Origin of the sequence: Gillisia sp. Hel_I_86 (genome assembly GCF_007827275.1) — a bacterium.
In the GTDB taxonomy this organism is placed as follows: Bacteria; Bacteroidota; Bacteroidia; order Flavobacteriales; family Flavobacteriaceae; genus Gillisia.
The window spans coordinates 3,583,563-3,599,151 of record NZ_VISE01000001.1 but is presented as its reverse complement, the minus strand read 5'-3'; the positions used below and the strand labels follow the sequence as shown (position 1 = coordinate 3,599,151).

The window sequence follows — 15,589 nt, the reverse complement described above, 5'->3', positions numbered from 1 at the left end:
TGAAGTTTTACTTAAATCTAATTCTCATTGGCCCAATTCAATCTGTCCATTTGGTTGTAGGGCCAAGGTGCTCCATTATTTTCGATATTGGTCATTGCGTTTGCGAGATCTAAGGGAGCAGCACTTTGTTCCATTACCAGATATCTTCTCATATCCAAAATAATGGATAATGGATCTATCCCGATTGGACAAGCTTCCACACAAGCATTGCACGTGGTACATGCCCAAAGTTCTTCCCTTAAAATATAATTATCCAAAAGTTGTTTCCCATCATCCTCGAAACTTCCTTTTTCATTGATAATGTTTCCCACCTCCTCCAATCTATCCCGGGTATCCATCATGACCTTTCTTGGAGATAATTTTTTGCCGGTTTGGTTCGCTGGACATTCTGCGGTGCAACGACCACATTCTGTACAGGTATATGCGTTTAAAAGCTGTACTTGATTAAGATCCACCACATCTGATGCTCCAAACTTCTCAGGTGCCTCATCTTCAGCTCCTTCCGCAGGCATTGCGTAAGGATCGGCATCTGGATCCATCATCAACTTCACTTCGTTGGTAACCGCTTCCAGATTATCAAATTTCCCTTGTGGTGTTAATTTTGAAAGATATACGTTAGGGAAGGCCAATAAAATATGAAGGTGTTTAGAATAGTATAAATAATTCAAGAAGATTAGAATTCCAACTATATGCAACCACCAAGTGGTTCTTTCAATAATAATAAGTGTAGCATTACTGAAACCCTCAAACCAAGGGAGCAAATACTGACTAATGGGAAAAGAACCTGCAATTCCCGCATTTTGGGCATAATGATCGGCTCCGTTTAGTTGCAATTGATAATCGGCGGCATTCATGGTTAGGAAAAGGATCATCAAGACCATTTCAAAATAAAGAATGTAATTGGCATCGTTTTTAGGCCAACCTTTTAATTCGTTGCCCAAGAACCTGTAAATATTGGACACATTTCGCCTTAGCCAGAAAATGGTTACGCCCAAAAGTACCATAAGTGCCAATATTTCAAAAGAACCAATTAGAAAATTGTACCCAAAGCCTAAAAAGGATAATATTCTATGGGTTCCAAAAACACCATCAATTATAATTTCGAGCACTTCGATATTAATGATAATAAAACCCAGGTATACAATTATATGTAGAAATCCAGCAAATGGCTTTTTAACCATTTTTGACTGTCCCAGGGCAACTCTAGCCATTTTGGCAAAGCGTTCTCCGGGATTGTCCGATCTATCTACTTTTCTACCTAATTTAACGTTGCGAATTACACGCCGGATGTTTCTGGTAAAAAATGCGATCCCTGCCACAAGCACAATTAGAAAGGCAATTTGAGCGATAATTTGCATAAGATATTCTATTTTAAAGAATCTTTGGGAGGCTGATATGACCCCGGTTTTTTACCGAATAATGAAAAGTGGACATATCGTTTGGGATTCAATTTAAGATCTTGTAGTAATTCTTCCAATTGCCTGGTTGCTCTATCCAGGTTGTCATATACCTTATCGTCATTTAAAAGTTTCCCTGCCGTCCCTTTTCCATCATTTAAATTACTGGATAATTGCTCGAAATCTGCAATAACATTCTCCAAGTTTTGGGTCATTCCATTTAGATCTACTCGAGCAAGGGTGTCTGAAAACTTATTGAAATTCCCGGACATTTCATCTAAATTGGTAAAAGTTCTATCCAATTTTTCCGAATTACCCGCTACAATGCCATTTAAAGATCGTGCCGTATTTTTAAATGAACGCACTGTTTCCGATAGGTCATCGAAAGTAGCAGAAATATTGTTTCTGGTTTCAGGATTTAAAACCTGGTTGAAAGCAGTAAGCAAAGAATCGGTACTTACAATTACCCGCTCTACCTTAACTTGTAAGGGAGTTAACCTTTCATTTACCAATTCCATGATACCTTCTTCTATATCGCTAGGCAAAGTATCGCCCGTTTTTGCCATTTGCTTGGATTCATAATCTGGAACAATAGCAAGGGACTTCCCTCCTATTAAACCACCACCATAAATTTGTGCCAAACTATTTCTTGAAAATTTAAAATCGCTATCTACACTAAAGGTTACCAGAAGAATCCCGGTACCATCTAAAAAATCTATTTTATTAACTTGGCCAACCTTTAAACCATTAATGGTAACTGCCGATGATGGGGAAAGCCCCTCCACATCTGCATAAACCGCATGAAATTTACGGCTGGAATCCAAGAGGTTTTTACCTTTAAGAAAACTATAACCAAAAATCAATATTGCGATGGCTATAATTGCCAAGATACCAGTTTTAACCTCTCTAGAATATTTCAAAAGCTTTTTTTTAGATACGTACAAATTTAGAAATAAATATAGGAAAGTACTGCTATTTGGCTTGTGATTTTAACGCGTCGTTAACTGTAATCTTATTCCCATCCTTAAAAGCGACCAAATAACTGGTCTTATAGCCTTTGGTTTTCGCTTGTTCGTGCAAGCTTTGGATCTGGGAATAACTGGAGGTGGCTCCAAAGTAGTATTTAAACAATTTTCCCTCTTTCTCTCTAAAAACCGGTGTAAGACCTTTGAAGTTCGAAGATTTTGGTTCTAGTTTTTTAGAACTGGCAGCAAGTTGAACTTTAAACGTGATACCTTCGTAATTGTCCGTAAACTCTTTGATCTTGTTTTCTTGGGCAATAACTTCGATTTTGGCATTATTCTCCAAATTATCCAATACGCCAAGATTGATACTGTGGCTATAGTCTTTAATTGCACCTACAATTGCACCAGCCACTTTTGTTTGGCCATTTGTACTGTTAAGATATTTGCCTTCACTTGTATTGGTAAGAAACCCTGTTTCAATTAGCACACTGGGCATATAAGTTTGCCTTAAAACCAAAAACCCAGCTTGCTTAACTCCCCTATTACTTCTATTAAGGTCATTTGTGAATTTTTTCTGAACAAAATCTGCCAATAAAATACTCTGATCCAGATATTCTTCTTGCATAATGGTCATTCCAATGTAAGATTCTGGGGAATTAGGATCGAAACCATCATAGGTTATCTGGTAATCTTCCTCCAAAAATATAACCGAATTTTCACGTTTTGCAACTTCAAAATTGGCCTGATTTCTATGCAAACCTAGAACAAAAGTTTCGGTACCATAAGCTTGAGAGTTGTGGGCATTGCAGTGAACAGACACGAAAAGATCTGCTTTCGCATCATTTGCAATTTTTGCTCTCGTATCTAAAGGTATAAACTCGTCTTTATCCCTAGTATAGATAACTTTAATATCATTGTTCTTCTCGAGTTCTTTACCGATCTTGAGGATAATACTAAGCGCTATATCCTTCTCTTTGAAACCTCCACCTCTATTTCCAGGATCTTTTCCTCCATGACCGGCATCCAAAACCACCACAAACTTGGTTTTTTCGGTGTGGTTTTTGTTAGGTGTAGACGCAGATATTAGTATCCCTGTTAGTAATAAGACTAAAACTTTAAGACTGTTGGCTTTCATATATAGGTTAACGATTCTGTTAGAGCAATTATTTTAATGATCAGTTTTTTTAAATTCCCAAAAGGAAGCTTAAAAAATATATGTAATTTTGACTATTCAAAAAGCAAGCCATTCTTTACAAAAATAGCACTTATAGCATTGCAGACAAACGCACTTTATATTCTTTTTACAATTGTTTTAATGCTGATCTTGCCAGTATTATCTCAAGCTCAAGAAATAAAAACAACAGAAGAAGTCCGCATTAACGCACACAGGGATAGCACAATAACTGTTTCTGATTCTCTCTCCACTAAAACCGCAAAATTAATCCCCAACCCAATACAAACGGATACTTTAAAGAAAAAACCTGCTTTATTGACCGATGTTGTGGCCTATAAGGCCGAAGATTATATGCGTTTGAGTCCAGGAGAAAACAGAATGTATTTATACGATCAGGCGCAAATTACATATGGGGATATGGTAATTACGGCCGGACTTATTATTTTGGATAACGAAAAAAATGAGGTGTACGCCTTTGGAATTCCAGATTCTTTGGGGAATTATTCGCAAACCCCAATCTTCACTCAAGCTCAAAATACGGTAAGGCCAGATTCCATACGCTTCAATTTTAAATCCAAGAAAGCACTGGTTTATAATTCCAATACTGAAGAAGGAGCATTCAAGGTAAAGGGGGAAGTAACAAAAAGAGAGAATGATTCGGTCTATTTTATGCAAAATGTAAAGTTCACCACTTCTGAAAATGAGGAGGATCCAGATTATTATTTTTTCGCCCGAAGGATAAAATTTGTGCCTAAAAAGAAGATTGTTACTGGCTTGGTAAATATGTATATTGCAGATGTACCAACACCCTTGGGTCTCCCTTTTGGATATTTTCCATTGACCGAAGAAGAAACCTCCGGATTTATTATTCCATCTTACGGGCAGAGTAATAATAGAGGCTATAGTTTACAAAATGGAGGATATTATTTTGCGATTAGCGATTATATAGATCTTTTGGCACTTGGGGATTATTATACCAACGGGAGTTATGGCCTACGGCTGGAATCCAGTTATGCCCTGCGCTATAAATTTCGTGGGAACTTAAGTTTTAGATATGAGAACCTGTTAAATAGCGAACGAGGCTTCCCAGATTTTTCACAAAGTTCTGTTTATAATTTAAGATGGAGCCATTCTCAGGATACCAAGTCCAGTCCTAGTTCCAGGTTTTCTGCTTCTGTAAACTTGGGAAGCAGTACTTATTACCAAGAATCCATCAATCAAACCAACACCGCTAATTTTTTGAACAATACGTTAAGTTCTTCGGTATCTTATTCAAAGACCTTTCAGGGCGAGCCACAGGTAAATGTTAGTGTTGCAGCTACTCATACCCAAAACAGTAATACAGGGGCAATAAGCATGACATTGCCTACGGTTCAAGGAAGCGTTTCTAGGGTCTATCCTTTGGCTCCCAAATTGGGTGCAAAAAAAGGAATTATTGAGAATATCAATTTTCAATACAATTTTAGGGGGGAGAATAGGATCCAGACTTTCGATTCCTTGTTCTTTAAACCCGAAATGTTTAGGGATGCAACCTACGGTGCCCAACACAGCATCCCAATTTCCACCAACTTTAAGTTATTGAACTATTTAAGTGTGAGTGCCAATGCCAACTATGAGGAGAATTGGGTTTTCAAAACTTTTGAAAGATCCTATGATCAGGAAAATCAGGTAGAAGTAATAGATACCATAGATGGTTTTGATTCTTTTAGGACCTATAACTTTAGTACCAGTATGGGAACTACTATCTATGGAATGAAGAATTTTGGAGAAGATAAAAAGATCCAAGCCATTCGTCATGTAATGAGGCCTTCAATTAGTTACAATATTAATCCAGGTTTCGATCAATATTACGATCAATATGAGGTTATAGATGATCTAGATCCTACCCAAAATAAAACCGTAGATTACACAAGGTTTCAAGGATCGTTATTTGGTGTTCCTGGCCAGCTTTTTTCCAGCTCTATTGGTTTGTCTGTTAGCAATACGTTGGAAGCAAAAGTAAGGGATAAAGATAGCACCGCTACAGAGGCTAAAAAAATAAAATTATTGAACAATTTTAGCGTGAGCACTGCTTATAATTTAGCTGCGGATTCACTAAGTTTATCTCCAATAAGCATGCGTGGCAGCATCCCCCTTGTAGAGAATAAATTAGACATTAATTTTGGAGCAAACCTGGATATCTATACACTGGACAATAACAACAGAAGGGTAGACAAGCTAAATATAAATAATGGAGGGAGCCTCTTTAGAATGACATCTGCCAATATTAGTTTTGGATATGCGCTCTCCAGTAAAGATTTTGAATTGGGGGGAACTAATAAAGATAAATCTGAAAATGAAACCTTTAGAAATGGCGGCCGTCCAGATGATTTGTTTGGGAAATCTCAAGGCATAGACGGAAAACTATACGATGAAGAAGAGGATGTTTTTGATAAACAAGAAGACAAGAAGAAAAATGAATGGTATAATTACAAGATTCCTTGGGACCTAAGGCTTGCATACACCATGACCTATAGTAATAATGCCAGACAAAATGAAATCTCTTCCCATTCTATTATGTTCTCTGGAGATGTGGAAATTGCACCAAAATGGGTAATAGGGGCATCTTCTGGATTCGATATAAAAGATGGCGGATTTACATATACCCAATTGCGGTTTCAAAGAGATCTTGACAGTTGGAGGATGAGTTTTAATTGGATACCATTTAGCGAGCGTAGTTCTTGGAATTTCTTTATAGGAATTAAATCTTCAATATTAAGTGATATTAAATATGACAAGCGCCTAGAGCCGGACAAAAATTTATAAAATATATATGTTATGAAAAAAATAATCAAAACTTCCAATGCTCCTGCTCCCATAGGACCATACAATCAAGCTGTTTTAAAAGGCGATATGCTGTTTACTTCTGGCCAGATCGCAATAGATCCAAAAACAGGAAATCTGGTGACAGATACCATTCAGAATGAAACAGAATTAGTGATGGAGAATTTAAAAGCAATTCTTACAAAAGCAGGAATGACTTTCGAAAATGTTTTAAAATCATCTATTTTTATTAGCGACATGAACAACTTTGCGCAGATCAATGAAGTCTACGCCCGATATTTTAATGCTGAAACCGCTCCAGCAAGAGAAACAGTAGAGGTTGCAAATCTCCCAAAATTCGTAAATGTTGAAATTAGTGTGATTGCTTCTAAATAGCTTTCATTAACAAGCTTGCGGTTGCGGGATTTGTGGCCAAGGGAATATTATGCACATCACACAATCGCATCAACATAAAAATATCTGGTTCATGAGGATGCTTATCTAATGGATCCCTAAAGAAAAGCACCATATCCACTTTGCCTTCCGCCACTCTGGAGGCAATTTGCGCATCGCCGCCCATTGGTCCAGACAATAATTTTTCTACCTCAAAACCAGCAGCTTCGGTTTTTGCTCCTGTTGTCCCAGTGGCCATAAGTTTAATATGTTTTAGATGAAGAATATCTTTATATTCATTTAAAAATTGAACCATTTCTGGTTTTTTTCCATTGTGGGCTATAATTGCAATTGTCATGTTTTAAGTAGATAAGATGTCTGAAATTCTTAATAAGTCCCGATTAATATCATGCTTTTCTTTTAGGGCACTCACTAGGCTACAGGATTCAATTTGGTTATTTACAAAGCCTACCATGACATTTTTTTGCCCATCGAGTAATAATTCTACTGCTTTTACACATAGCCTGCTGGCCAAGACCCTGTCGAAACAACTAGGGCTTCCGCCTCGCTGAATATGGCCCAACACAGTTACCTTGGAGTCGTAATCGGGCAAGTTTTTGGTTACATATTCTGCCAATTCAAAAACATTCTTTCCAATTTTATCACCTTCAGAAACAACCACGATACTGGACATTTTGCCAGATTTTCGGCTGCGCTCTAAAGAAGCCAATAAGCGATCTAACCCAAGATCTTCTTCGGGAATCAGGATTTCTTCAGCTCCAGCTCCAATTCCACTGTTCAATGCAATAAAACCTGCATCCCTGCCCATCACTTCCACAAAAAACAATCTATTATGGGAACTTGCAGTATCCCTTATTTTATCGATTGCTTCTACAACTGTATTTAAAGCGGTATCGTAACCAATGGTATAATGGGTCCCAAAAATATCGTTATCTATGGTGCCTGGAACACCTATTACCGGAAAACCATGCTCCTCACTAAATATCTTACCACCACGAAATGTCCCATCTCCCCCAATTAAAATCATGGCATCTACTTTGGCCTTGCTTAAACTATTGGCAGCTTTTTTTCTGCCTTGCGGAGTGAGAAAATCCTTGGATCTGGCCGACTTTAATATGGTACCTCCCCTGGAAATAATATTTCGAACACTCCTCGCATCCATTTCCATATAATCCCCTTCGACCATTCCTTGGAATCCACGATAAAATCCTACACATTCTACATTATAATAAGCGCAGGATCTCACGACAGCTCGAATTGCTGCATTCATCCCAGGAGAATCCCCACCAGAGGTCATTACACCAATCCGTTTGATTTTGTTAACCATAAATATTTTTTTTTGAATTTTAAAATTACAAAGTATATTTCAAATTCTTAAAAAGTGAAGAACTATTTAACCTTAATATAATAAATGGAGGGTGAAATCTTATTGTTTTGGAAAAACTATATAATCTGGCGCCAAAGATTTGGCAGATTCTTCTTGCTCTTTTTCTTCTACAGATTTTACTATTTCTTTGTTTATGATCTTTCTGACCAATTCTTTAAAAGTATCGAAATCAACAGAATAGGAAAGTCCTATTCCTTGGGTAAAACCAATTTCTTCCCCGATAAACTGAATATTATTTTCCCTGTTGAAAACCTTTGCGCGTAAGCTCCCGTCTTCATTTAAAAGAAATTCAATTTCCACATCGCCCACAATTATAGATTCTGTAACACCCCCTACCGGGACTCCTACTTGCCCATTTATAAGTACTCTATTGGTGATTTGGGTAGAAAGTGTAAGTCCAAACCTATCTACAGTTTGCTGATCTGGAGTACGATCCCCTTGTACATAATTTACACCTACCTGGAATTTTCCGTCTTCATCCGCAAAAATATCATTTACCAAAGAAGAAGCTCTTTCAACTAAATTTCCGGTAATGGCGTTCTGCCCAATGGCAAATTCACTATAAAATGATCCTTGGGTGACCAAAAACAATGCTTGTAACTCCCTACTTGCCCTATCACTAATTCTATATTCCAATTCTGAACGGACTACCGAACTTGCATTGGGGAATTCCACATTAAAAGTAATATCGGGTTGTGCAATTTGCCCTTGTAATAAAATAATGACTTCTACAGGGATCTTTCTATTGATGGATGGGTTTTCCAATAATACCGCCGGGTTGGCATTTACTTCGTATACCGCACTTACATCTAGCTGGGCTTGGGCTGGGTTCCCATCCCAGTTTATACTTCCCCCGGAACGCACTTGGAACACCTTTTGTACAAGGCCTGCATATTTGAAATTATAAACTCCTTGATATACCACAAAATCCCCCCACATATTAAACTTTCCATTGGTATTGATCTCCAACAACAAATTTCCTGCTCCATGACCACGTAAAGTACTTCCGCTAGTTTGGTCCACAACCACCTCCAATTCGGCATCATTGGTGATGTCCAGGTCAAAATTAAGTTCCAAACCTTTTACTTCCTTAATTTGAATAGGGATACCTGCTAAACGAGATGCTTTTTCCTCAGGACTCAAAAAATAGATATAAGAGTTATCGCCAATAGATTCGGTGTCGCTTAATGGGATCTTAAAAATAGTTCCCTTTGCGGTAGAAGCATTCACATCTATCACCAGTTCATCTGTAGGCCCTTTTATACTTGCAAAACCATCTATGTAAGCTGTACCGTAATATAATGCATCTTCAGTAGCCTCTGTATCCAATACCAGCAATCTATCACTGGTAACACTAAGGTCTAAAAACCATTTTTTAAAATTCTTATGGGAGATAATCCCATCTAAAATTCCCGAAGTTTTGTATTTGGTATCTACTATTTCTATTTCATCAAAATTAAATTGCTGCTTTGTGAGGTTTACAGTGGCATTTTCCCTAAAATCCAGGTCTACGTTTAAATAAGGAATCCGAAGTCCCGCTTTTTCCAAAGTTAATTTCCCGGTAATATCCGGATTTTTATAATTGCCGCTCACTTTGGCATCTCCAGAGGCGAACCCCCTAATATTATCTATGGCATCCCTACCTAACGCACTAAAGGCAGCCATATTGAATTTCCTGAGATTCACATCCAGATCTATAGTTGGGTTGTTGCCCACATTAATACCCCCATTGGCATTCAAGGACTCAAAACCCTTATTGGCAATAGTGGCATCCACATTATAAAATGAAAGGTCCTCATTGCCCTCTACATCCAATTTTAAGTTCCCCAATAAATTATCATTTACCGTGAGATTTTGTATTTTCAAAGATGTATTGGGATAATAAGCTCCTTTTTGTTGTTGTAAATTCAAATTACCATTTAGTATTCCTTCCACATCCAGGCTATCTATATCTGGCGTGATCTTACCAATATCCACATCTTCAAATGCTATCTTAAAATCTTTGTACGTGCTATCCCTCAAACTCCCATTTAACCTGATGAATTCTTGATTATGGCTCAACACCAAAGAATCTATCATTACATCTGTGAATTTATTATCGAATACAATCTTGTTGCTTCGGTTGTTGTTTTCGTTTAAAAACCAAAGATTGTCTTTAAATACCACATCAGATCGTTGAACCCCAACCACCGATTTATTCTGTTCGTTTATGGTATGATAAAAGTTAAGATTGAAGACATCCTTGTTGTTCTTTCCGCCTTGCAATTCTGAACGTATAAACAAGGTATCCCGCAAGGTCACATTAATTAAGCTGAATTCTGAAAAATTATAAAACTGTGTAGAAACACTATCGGCTTCCACGTACATATTATAAATAGGATTATTATTATCTACCTGAATATTGATATCCTGCATCATATTCCCGAAAGCCTCGATCTTGGGAGATTTGAATGTTAGCTTGAATTCAGATTCATCAGACTCGATCCTCCCCCGAATATAAGTGTTTGGTGCCAATGCCACTTTTGGATAGAATACTTCCACGATCTTATTATAGATATCGAAATCGAATTCCAGATATTGATTTGTAGTAATTACATTGGGCCTATAATTGGTATAAATGCTTCCAATCGAGTTGTTTATTAAATCCCCCATTTCAGCAATTTTAAATTTCCCAATAACCTGTCCATTGATCACATCTGGAGAATTTACGGCAATGGTTCTCACCCCTTCAGCATCAAAAGTGGAATTCACCTCAAGGTCATCAAAATAGTACAGATCGTTCTGGTTTTGATAAGAGGTGTTCAACAACAACACTTTTCCCGCAACATTATCCAGCGTATTTCCCTGCATATTTATAAGGATATCCCCTTTTAATACCGAAATACTGTCACGTGTTATTAGATTGAGCTCATTTAAGTCTGCATAGGCTATGGAAGCCTGAAAGTCGTAGATATTTACTTTCTGGGAAATATCCACCAGCCCATTGAATTCCAATTTAAAATTTGGATCGTTGGAGTTGAAGTTCCCATTAAAAACCGAATTTCTTACATTCCCTAAAATACTGATGTCTGAATAGGTATAATCCTTAAAATTCAATCTAGATATTTTCCCACGAATTTGAGTGTTGAGGGACTCTTGGGTGAACCCATTCCCATTTATATTGAGGTTTAGGCTGGTTGTTCCCAGATCTTTATTATCCAATAACCGCCCGATATTGAATTGATTAAAAACCAGGTTCCCCTTATAATTAACATTTTTATCATTGCTTATATTGTTCATTACAAAGTCCGCCTTTGCACTACCCAGTTGTGTATCTATAAGAACATCGGCATCTAGGGAATTCTTCGTTACAGTCGTTTTCCCTGTTAATCTTAGATTACCAAATTCACGAAGCGTTAGCGGCAATTTATCTTTTAAGATAGTTGGCAAAAGGTTCACGAGATCGTAATAATTGGAAGCCAACTCATTAAATTCTCCAAAAAGCACAAAATCGTTCATCCCTTCAGAAAATGCTCCTTTTAAATTTACAAAGCCATCAATTCGGCTCCTGTCCATCCCCTTAAGATTTAGGTTCCTCAGTTCAAAATCATTCAGGGTTCCCACTAGATCTGTTGTAAGCTGTATATTCTGGTTGCTCCCAAAAGGAGCATAAAAATTCACAAGATCGTTGGTGGAAATATTCGAGTCTTTAAAAGAAGCTTTAAGCTGAACTTTATTTAGAAAATCTGAAAAATCCTGAAGTGCATAGTCCATTTCAATAGAAGCATCCAACCTGGAATATGGGGTAATAAGCAAAAAAGAATCTAGGATCATCTTTGTTGGCGAATACGAAAAATCTGTTTGCAAGTCCAGAATATCCATGCCACGGCCTTCTTCGGCCTGCAAAGAATTTATGTTTATCTTAAATTCCTGATCGATTACGTCGAGATATTCAGCTTGTAGTTCCAGCTTATCCAAAATAATTATTTCTGGATAAGTGACGTTTTCATCAACATAACTGTAATGGCCATCAGAAATAAAAATATCCCGAACCTTAAGTTTGAATTGTTTTGGCTCTCCAGTAGGCTCGGTTTTCAATTTATCCAGCAGCATGCTAAGGTTGTCTGACTCTTCTCCTTTATAGCGTTTCATCTTAAAAATAAAACCCTCAGCAGTGGAACTCCCTAGACTGGGATTGTTTACAAGGAGATTGGAAACTCCAAGGATAGAAGTTCTAAATTCCTGGATATCTAGCAAGGTATTGGCATGGTGATCTTTTATTAAAACCTCGTTCAGCTTTATTTTTCCAAAATACGAAAGACTCACCCTTCCAACAGACACGTCGACATCTGAACGCTCTTGTATGGAATTTGTTATCTTTTTTGCCACCGAGGTTTGCACGGCAGGGATAGAAAATAAAATCAATAAAAAAACGAAAAACAACAGCAGCGCTACTACTGTTCTAATTAGTATTTTCAAGAATTTTTTGATATGCTTTTATGTTTTAACTTTGTAAACAATATTAACAATTAATATGCCTACCTTTTCTTAATGGCTTCCCAAAATATATACATTCTGGCTATTGAATCTTCTTGCGATGATACAGCTGCCGCTATACTCAAAAACGATACTCTATTGTCCAATATTGTTGCCACGCAGGATGTGCATCAAAAATTTGGTGGTGTTGTCCCCGAACTTGCATCCAGAGCGCATCAACAAAATATTGTCCCTGTTATTCATCAGGCAATTGCCCAGGCAAATATCGACAAAAAAGACATATCTGCAATCGCCTTTACCAGAGGACCTGGTTTAATGGGCTCCCTCCTAGTTGGAACCTCTTTTGCCAAATCTTTAGCGCTTGGCCTTAACATTCCTTTAATAGAAGTGAACCATATGCAAGCGCATATTTTGGCTCATTTCATTAAAGAAGAAAATTTTGATATTCCGCAATTTCCATTTCTTGCACTTACTATTAGTGGTGGCCATACCCAAATTGTAAAAGTGGAGAGTCATTTTGAAATGGAAGTCATTGGCCAAACCATAGACGATGCAGTGGGAGAAGCCTACGATAAAAGCGCAAAAATCCTGGGATTGCCCTATCCTGGTGGTCCACTAATTGATAAATATGCCCAACTTGGAGATCCCAAGGCCTATAAATTTACCAAGCCAAAAGTGGGAGGCTTGGATTTTAGCTTCAGTGGCTTAAAAACTGCCATTCTTTATTTTATTCAGAAACAAGTAAAGGAGAACCCGAATTTTATTGAAGAAAACAGAAATGATATCTGTGCCTCCATTCAATATACCATTGTAAATATCTTAATGGATAAGCTGAAAAAAGCAGTAAAAGAAACTGGAATTACTCAAATAGCAATTGGGGGTGGAGTTTCGGCCAACAGCGGAATTCGAAAAGCTTTAAAAGAAGCTGAAGGCAAATACGCTTGGAAAACCTATGTCCCAAAATTCGAATACACCACAGATAATGCAGCGATGATTGGTATTGTTGGTTATTATAAATATTTGGCAAAAGAGTTTGTAGATCTTTCAGTAACCGCCCAACCGAGATATAAAATATAAGACATGCAGTTATTTTACCATCCAGATATCGCAGAAGAAGCGCAACAAATTATTTTTCCTCGAGAGGAGAGCAAACATATCGTAAAGGTATTGCGCAAAAAGGAAGGTGATCTTTTGCATGTCACCAACGGGAAGGGTTTTTTGTTTATTTCAGAATTAACTTTGATCACGGCACAACAGTGCATTGCCAAAGTAATAGAAGTTAAAAAGGAGGAAAAACCAAAGTATTATTTACATATGGCAGTGGCGCCCACTAAAATGAACGATCGTTACGAGTGGTTCCTGGAGAAAGCAACCGAGATTGGTGTTATGGAGATCACTCCAATTATTTGCGATCATAGCGAACGAAAAGTGGTGAAACTGGATCGTTTTGAAAGGGTATTACAAAGTGCCATGAAGCAATCTTTGCATTTTACACTTCCAAAGCTCAATCAGCCGGTTCGGTTTTCTGAATTTGTTACCGATACCCCTGAAGGAAGCAAATTCATAGCACATTGCGAAGCCGAAATAGATAAAAAATCATTGCAACATTCTTTAGCACTAGGCGAAAAATGCATTATTTTAATAGGTCCTGAAGGGGATTTTTCTACTGAAGAAATAGAGTTGGCAAAACAACATGAGTGGAATCCCGTTAGCTTAGGGAACACAAGATTAAGAACAGAAACCGCTGCAATTGTTGCTTGCCATACGGTGGCTTTGTTCAACGAAGAATAATTTTAAATGAAACGATTTCTTGCCATAATCCTTTTTTTTCTGTTTAGTCTATCTATGACTGCGCAGGAGATCGCCTTATTGAAATATCAAGGAGGCGGAGATTGGTATGCAAACCCCACGGCACTTCCTAATCTTGTAAAATTTTGTAATCAAAACATCAATACCGCAATAAAGAATAAGGTCGAAACTGTTACGCCTGAAAGCATTTCTTTATTTCAATATCCATTTGTCCACATGACGGGTCATGGAAATGTGTTTTTTAGCAATGAAGAGGCAGAAAACCTTAGAACGTATTTATTGGGGGGTGGATTTCTCCATATCGATGATAATTATGGGATGAACAATTTTATAAGAGCCGAATTGAAAAAAGTGTTTCCCAACAAGGAATTACAAGAATTACCTGCATCGCATCCTATTTTTAGCAGTGCTTTTAATTTCCCCAACGGATTGCCAAAGATCCACGAACATGATGGCTTGGCACCACAAGCTTTTGGAATATACGATAAGGAACGTCTCATTTTGCTTTTTACTTTTGAAAGTGATCTTGGTGATGGCTGGGAAGATCCTGCTGTGCACAACGATCCACCGGAAGTGCGTTTAAAAGCACTCCAAATGGGTGCTAACATCATTAAATATGTTTTTGAAAATTGAGTTTACAACTAGATCATTCCAGGCATTCCGAATCTGAAAATAAATTTCCCATCATTATCCTCACGGATAATATAATGGGCGAAGCCAATATTGGAAGCTTATTTAGGCTTGCGGATGCCTTTAATATTGAAAAATTGATCTTTTCGGGTACGCCAATCAATTTAAAAAGCAACAGGCTGCGCAGAACTGCGAGGGGCACTTTCGAAAAAGTGAATTTTGATCATACCAAAGATATTATAGATGCTATTGAAAGTTATAAATCCAAGGGTTATAAACCTATCGCCCTGGAAATCACCTCAGACAGTGTGGCTTTAGATACTCTAAACTTAAAAAAGGATTCAAAAATTTTACTGATTGTGGGAAATGAACGGCACGGAATAAGTCAAATGGTACTAGATGTTGTCCCAACTAAAGTTCATATTGCAATGTTTGGAAACAACAGTAGCATGAACGTTTCGCAGGCTACAGGAATTGCTTTGTACGAAATTTCAAAAACCTTTCTTACCTTTCGCCAGAAATAATATCTTTACCC

At 37.5% G+C, this 15,589-nt stretch carries 12 protein-coding genes; 6 read left to right on the top strand and 6 right to left on the bottom strand.

The genetic code is table 11. The features are described 5' to 3' along the window. Window positions 1–17 precede the first annotated feature (17 nt). From JM83_RS16180 to JM83_RS16170, 3 genes are read right to left on the bottom strand one after another with little or no spacing between them, the layout of a single operon-like run. Entirely contained in the window at window positions 18–1,358 is a 1,341-nt protein-coding gene (locus JM83_RS16180; RefSeq protein ID WP_144963145.1) for a (Fe-S)-binding protein, read from the bottom strand. 8 nt (window positions 1,359–1,366) lie between these two features. Next, window positions 1,367–2,317 carry an MlaD family protein gene (locus JM83_RS16175; RefSeq protein WP_144963144.1) on the bottom strand — a complete coding sequence of 317 codons (951 nt, stop codon included), beginning with the start codon at window positions 2,315–2,317 and terminating at the stop codon, window positions 1,367–1,369. Between the two features lie 52 nt (window positions 2,318–2,369). Beyond that, on the bottom strand, window positions 2,370–3,497 hold the full coding sequence (locus tag JM83_RS16170) for an N-acetylmuramoyl-L-alanine amidase (protein ID WP_144963143.1): 1,128 nt from the start codon (window positions 3,495–3,497) through the stop codon (window positions 2,370–2,372). A 180-nt stretch (window positions 3,498–3,677) separates the two neighbouring features. Between JM83_RS16170 and JM83_RS16165 the strand changes: the two genes are divergently transcribed. Next, a complete protein-coding gene (locus JM83_RS16165; RefSeq protein WP_144963824.1) occupies window positions 3,678–6,341 on the top strand; it encodes a putative LPS assembly protein LptD in 2,664 nt (887 codons plus the stop codon). A gap of 12 nt (window positions 6,342–6,353) precedes the next feature. Next, the gene (locus JM83_RS16160; protein ID WP_144963142.1) at window positions 6,354–6,734 is read left to right on the top strand and encodes a Rid family detoxifying hydrolase; all 381 of its coding nucleotides are present in this window, start codon (window positions 6,354–6,356) and stop codon (window positions 6,732–6,734) included. Here JM83_RS16160 and JM83_RS16155 read toward each other — a convergent pair. The 3 genes from JM83_RS16155 to JM83_RS16145 all read right to left on the bottom strand — a co-directional run bounded on the left by JM83_RS16155 (window position 6,727) and on the right by JM83_RS16145 (window position 12,597). Further along, entirely contained in the window at window positions 6,727–7,089 is a 363-nt protein-coding gene (locus tag JM83_RS16155; protein ID WP_144963141.1) for a methylglyoxal synthase, read from the bottom strand. The two genes, JM83_RS16160 and JM83_RS16155, sit on opposite strands and share 8 nt — an antisense overlap. A 3-nt stretch (window positions 7,090–7,092) precedes the next feature. Beyond that, window positions 7,093–8,079, bottom strand: a complete 987-nt coding sequence (gene pfkA / locus JM83_RS16150; protein ID WP_144963140.1) for a 6-phosphofructokinase — start codon at window positions 8,077–8,079, stop codon at window positions 7,093–7,095. A 99-nt stretch (window positions 8,080–8,178) separates the two neighbouring features. Further along, on the bottom strand, window positions 8,179–12,597 hold the full coding sequence (locus JM83_RS16145; RefSeq protein ID WP_261376822.1) for a translocation/assembly module TamB domain-containing protein: 4,419 nt from the start codon (window positions 12,595–12,597) through the stop codon (window positions 8,179–8,181). Between the two features lie 72 nt (window positions 12,598–12,669). Here JM83_RS16145 and tsaD point away from each other — a divergent pair, with 72 nt between their 5' ends. Genes tsaD through JM83_RS16125 form a run of 4 tightly spaced genes read left to right on the top strand, consistent with a single transcriptional unit; the run spans window position 12,670 to window position 15,578 of the window. Beyond that, the gene (tsaD, locus tag JM83_RS16140; protein WP_144963139.1) at window positions 12,670–13,692 is read left to right on the top strand and encodes a tRNA (adenosine(37)-N6)-threonylcarbamoyltransferase complex transferase subunit TsaD; all 1,023 of its coding nucleotides are present in this window, start codon (window positions 12,670–12,672) and stop codon (window positions 13,690–13,692) included. A gap of 3 nt (window positions 13,693–13,695) precedes the next feature. Continuing rightward, window positions 13,696–14,406 carry a 16S rRNA (uracil(1498)-N(3))-methyltransferase gene (locus tag JM83_RS16135; RefSeq protein WP_144963138.1) on the top strand — a complete coding sequence of 237 codons (711 nt, stop codon included), beginning with the start codon at window positions 13,696–13,698 and terminating at the stop codon, window positions 14,404–14,406. 6 nt (window positions 14,407–14,412) lie between these two features. After that, complete coding sequence (locus JM83_RS16130) at window positions 14,413–15,057, top strand: DUF4159 domain-containing protein (protein WP_144963137.1); 645 nt, start codon at window positions 14,413–14,415, stop codon at window positions 15,055–15,057. Continuing rightward, window positions 15,054–15,578, top strand: coding sequence for a TrmH family RNA methyltransferase (locus JM83_RS16125; protein ID WP_144963136.1), 525 nt, complete (start codon window positions 15,054–15,056; stop codon window positions 15,576–15,578). Before JM83_RS16130 ends, JM83_RS16125 begins: the two co-directional genes overlap by 4 nt. Window positions 15,579–15,589: the final 11 nt, after the last annotated feature.

What these genes read in the sequence shown, in the direction of transcription:
- JM83_RS16135 (WP_144963138.1), top strand. Translation starts at nt 13,696, where the DNA reads ATGCAGTTATTTTACCATCCAGATATCGCAGAAGAAGCGCAACAAATT.
- JM83_RS16170 (WP_144963143.1), bottom strand. Translation starts at nt 3,497, where the DNA reads ATGAAAGCCAACAGTCTTAAAGTTTTAGTCTTATTACTAACAGGGATA.
- JM83_RS16130 (WP_144963137.1), top strand. Translation starts at nt 14,413, where the DNA reads ATGAAACGATTTCTTGCCATAATCCTTTTTTTTCTGTTTAGTCTATCT.
- JM83_RS16180 (WP_144963145.1), bottom strand. Translation starts at nt 1,358, where the DNA reads ATGCAAATTATCGCTCAAATTGCCTTTCTAATTGTGCTTGTGGCAGGG.
- JM83_RS16155 (WP_144963141.1), bottom strand. Translation starts at nt 7,089, where the DNA reads ATGACAATTGCAATTATAGCCCACAATGGAAAAAAACCAGAAATGGTT.
- JM83_RS16160 (WP_144963142.1), top strand. Translation starts at nt 6,354, where the DNA reads ATGAAAAAAATAATCAAAACTTCCAATGCTCCTGCTCCCATAGGACCA.
- pfkA (WP_144963140.1), bottom strand. Translation starts at nt 8,079, where the DNA reads ATGGTTAACAAAATCAAACGGATTGGTGTAATGACCTCTGGTGGGGAT.
- JM83_RS16165 (WP_144963824.1), top strand. Translation starts at nt 3,678, where the DNA reads ATGCTGATCTTGCCAGTATTATCTCAAGCTCAAGAAATAAAAACAACA.
- tsaD (WP_144963139.1), top strand. Translation starts at nt 12,670, where the DNA reads ATGGCTTCCCAAAATATATACATTCTGGCTATTGAATCTTCTTGCGAT.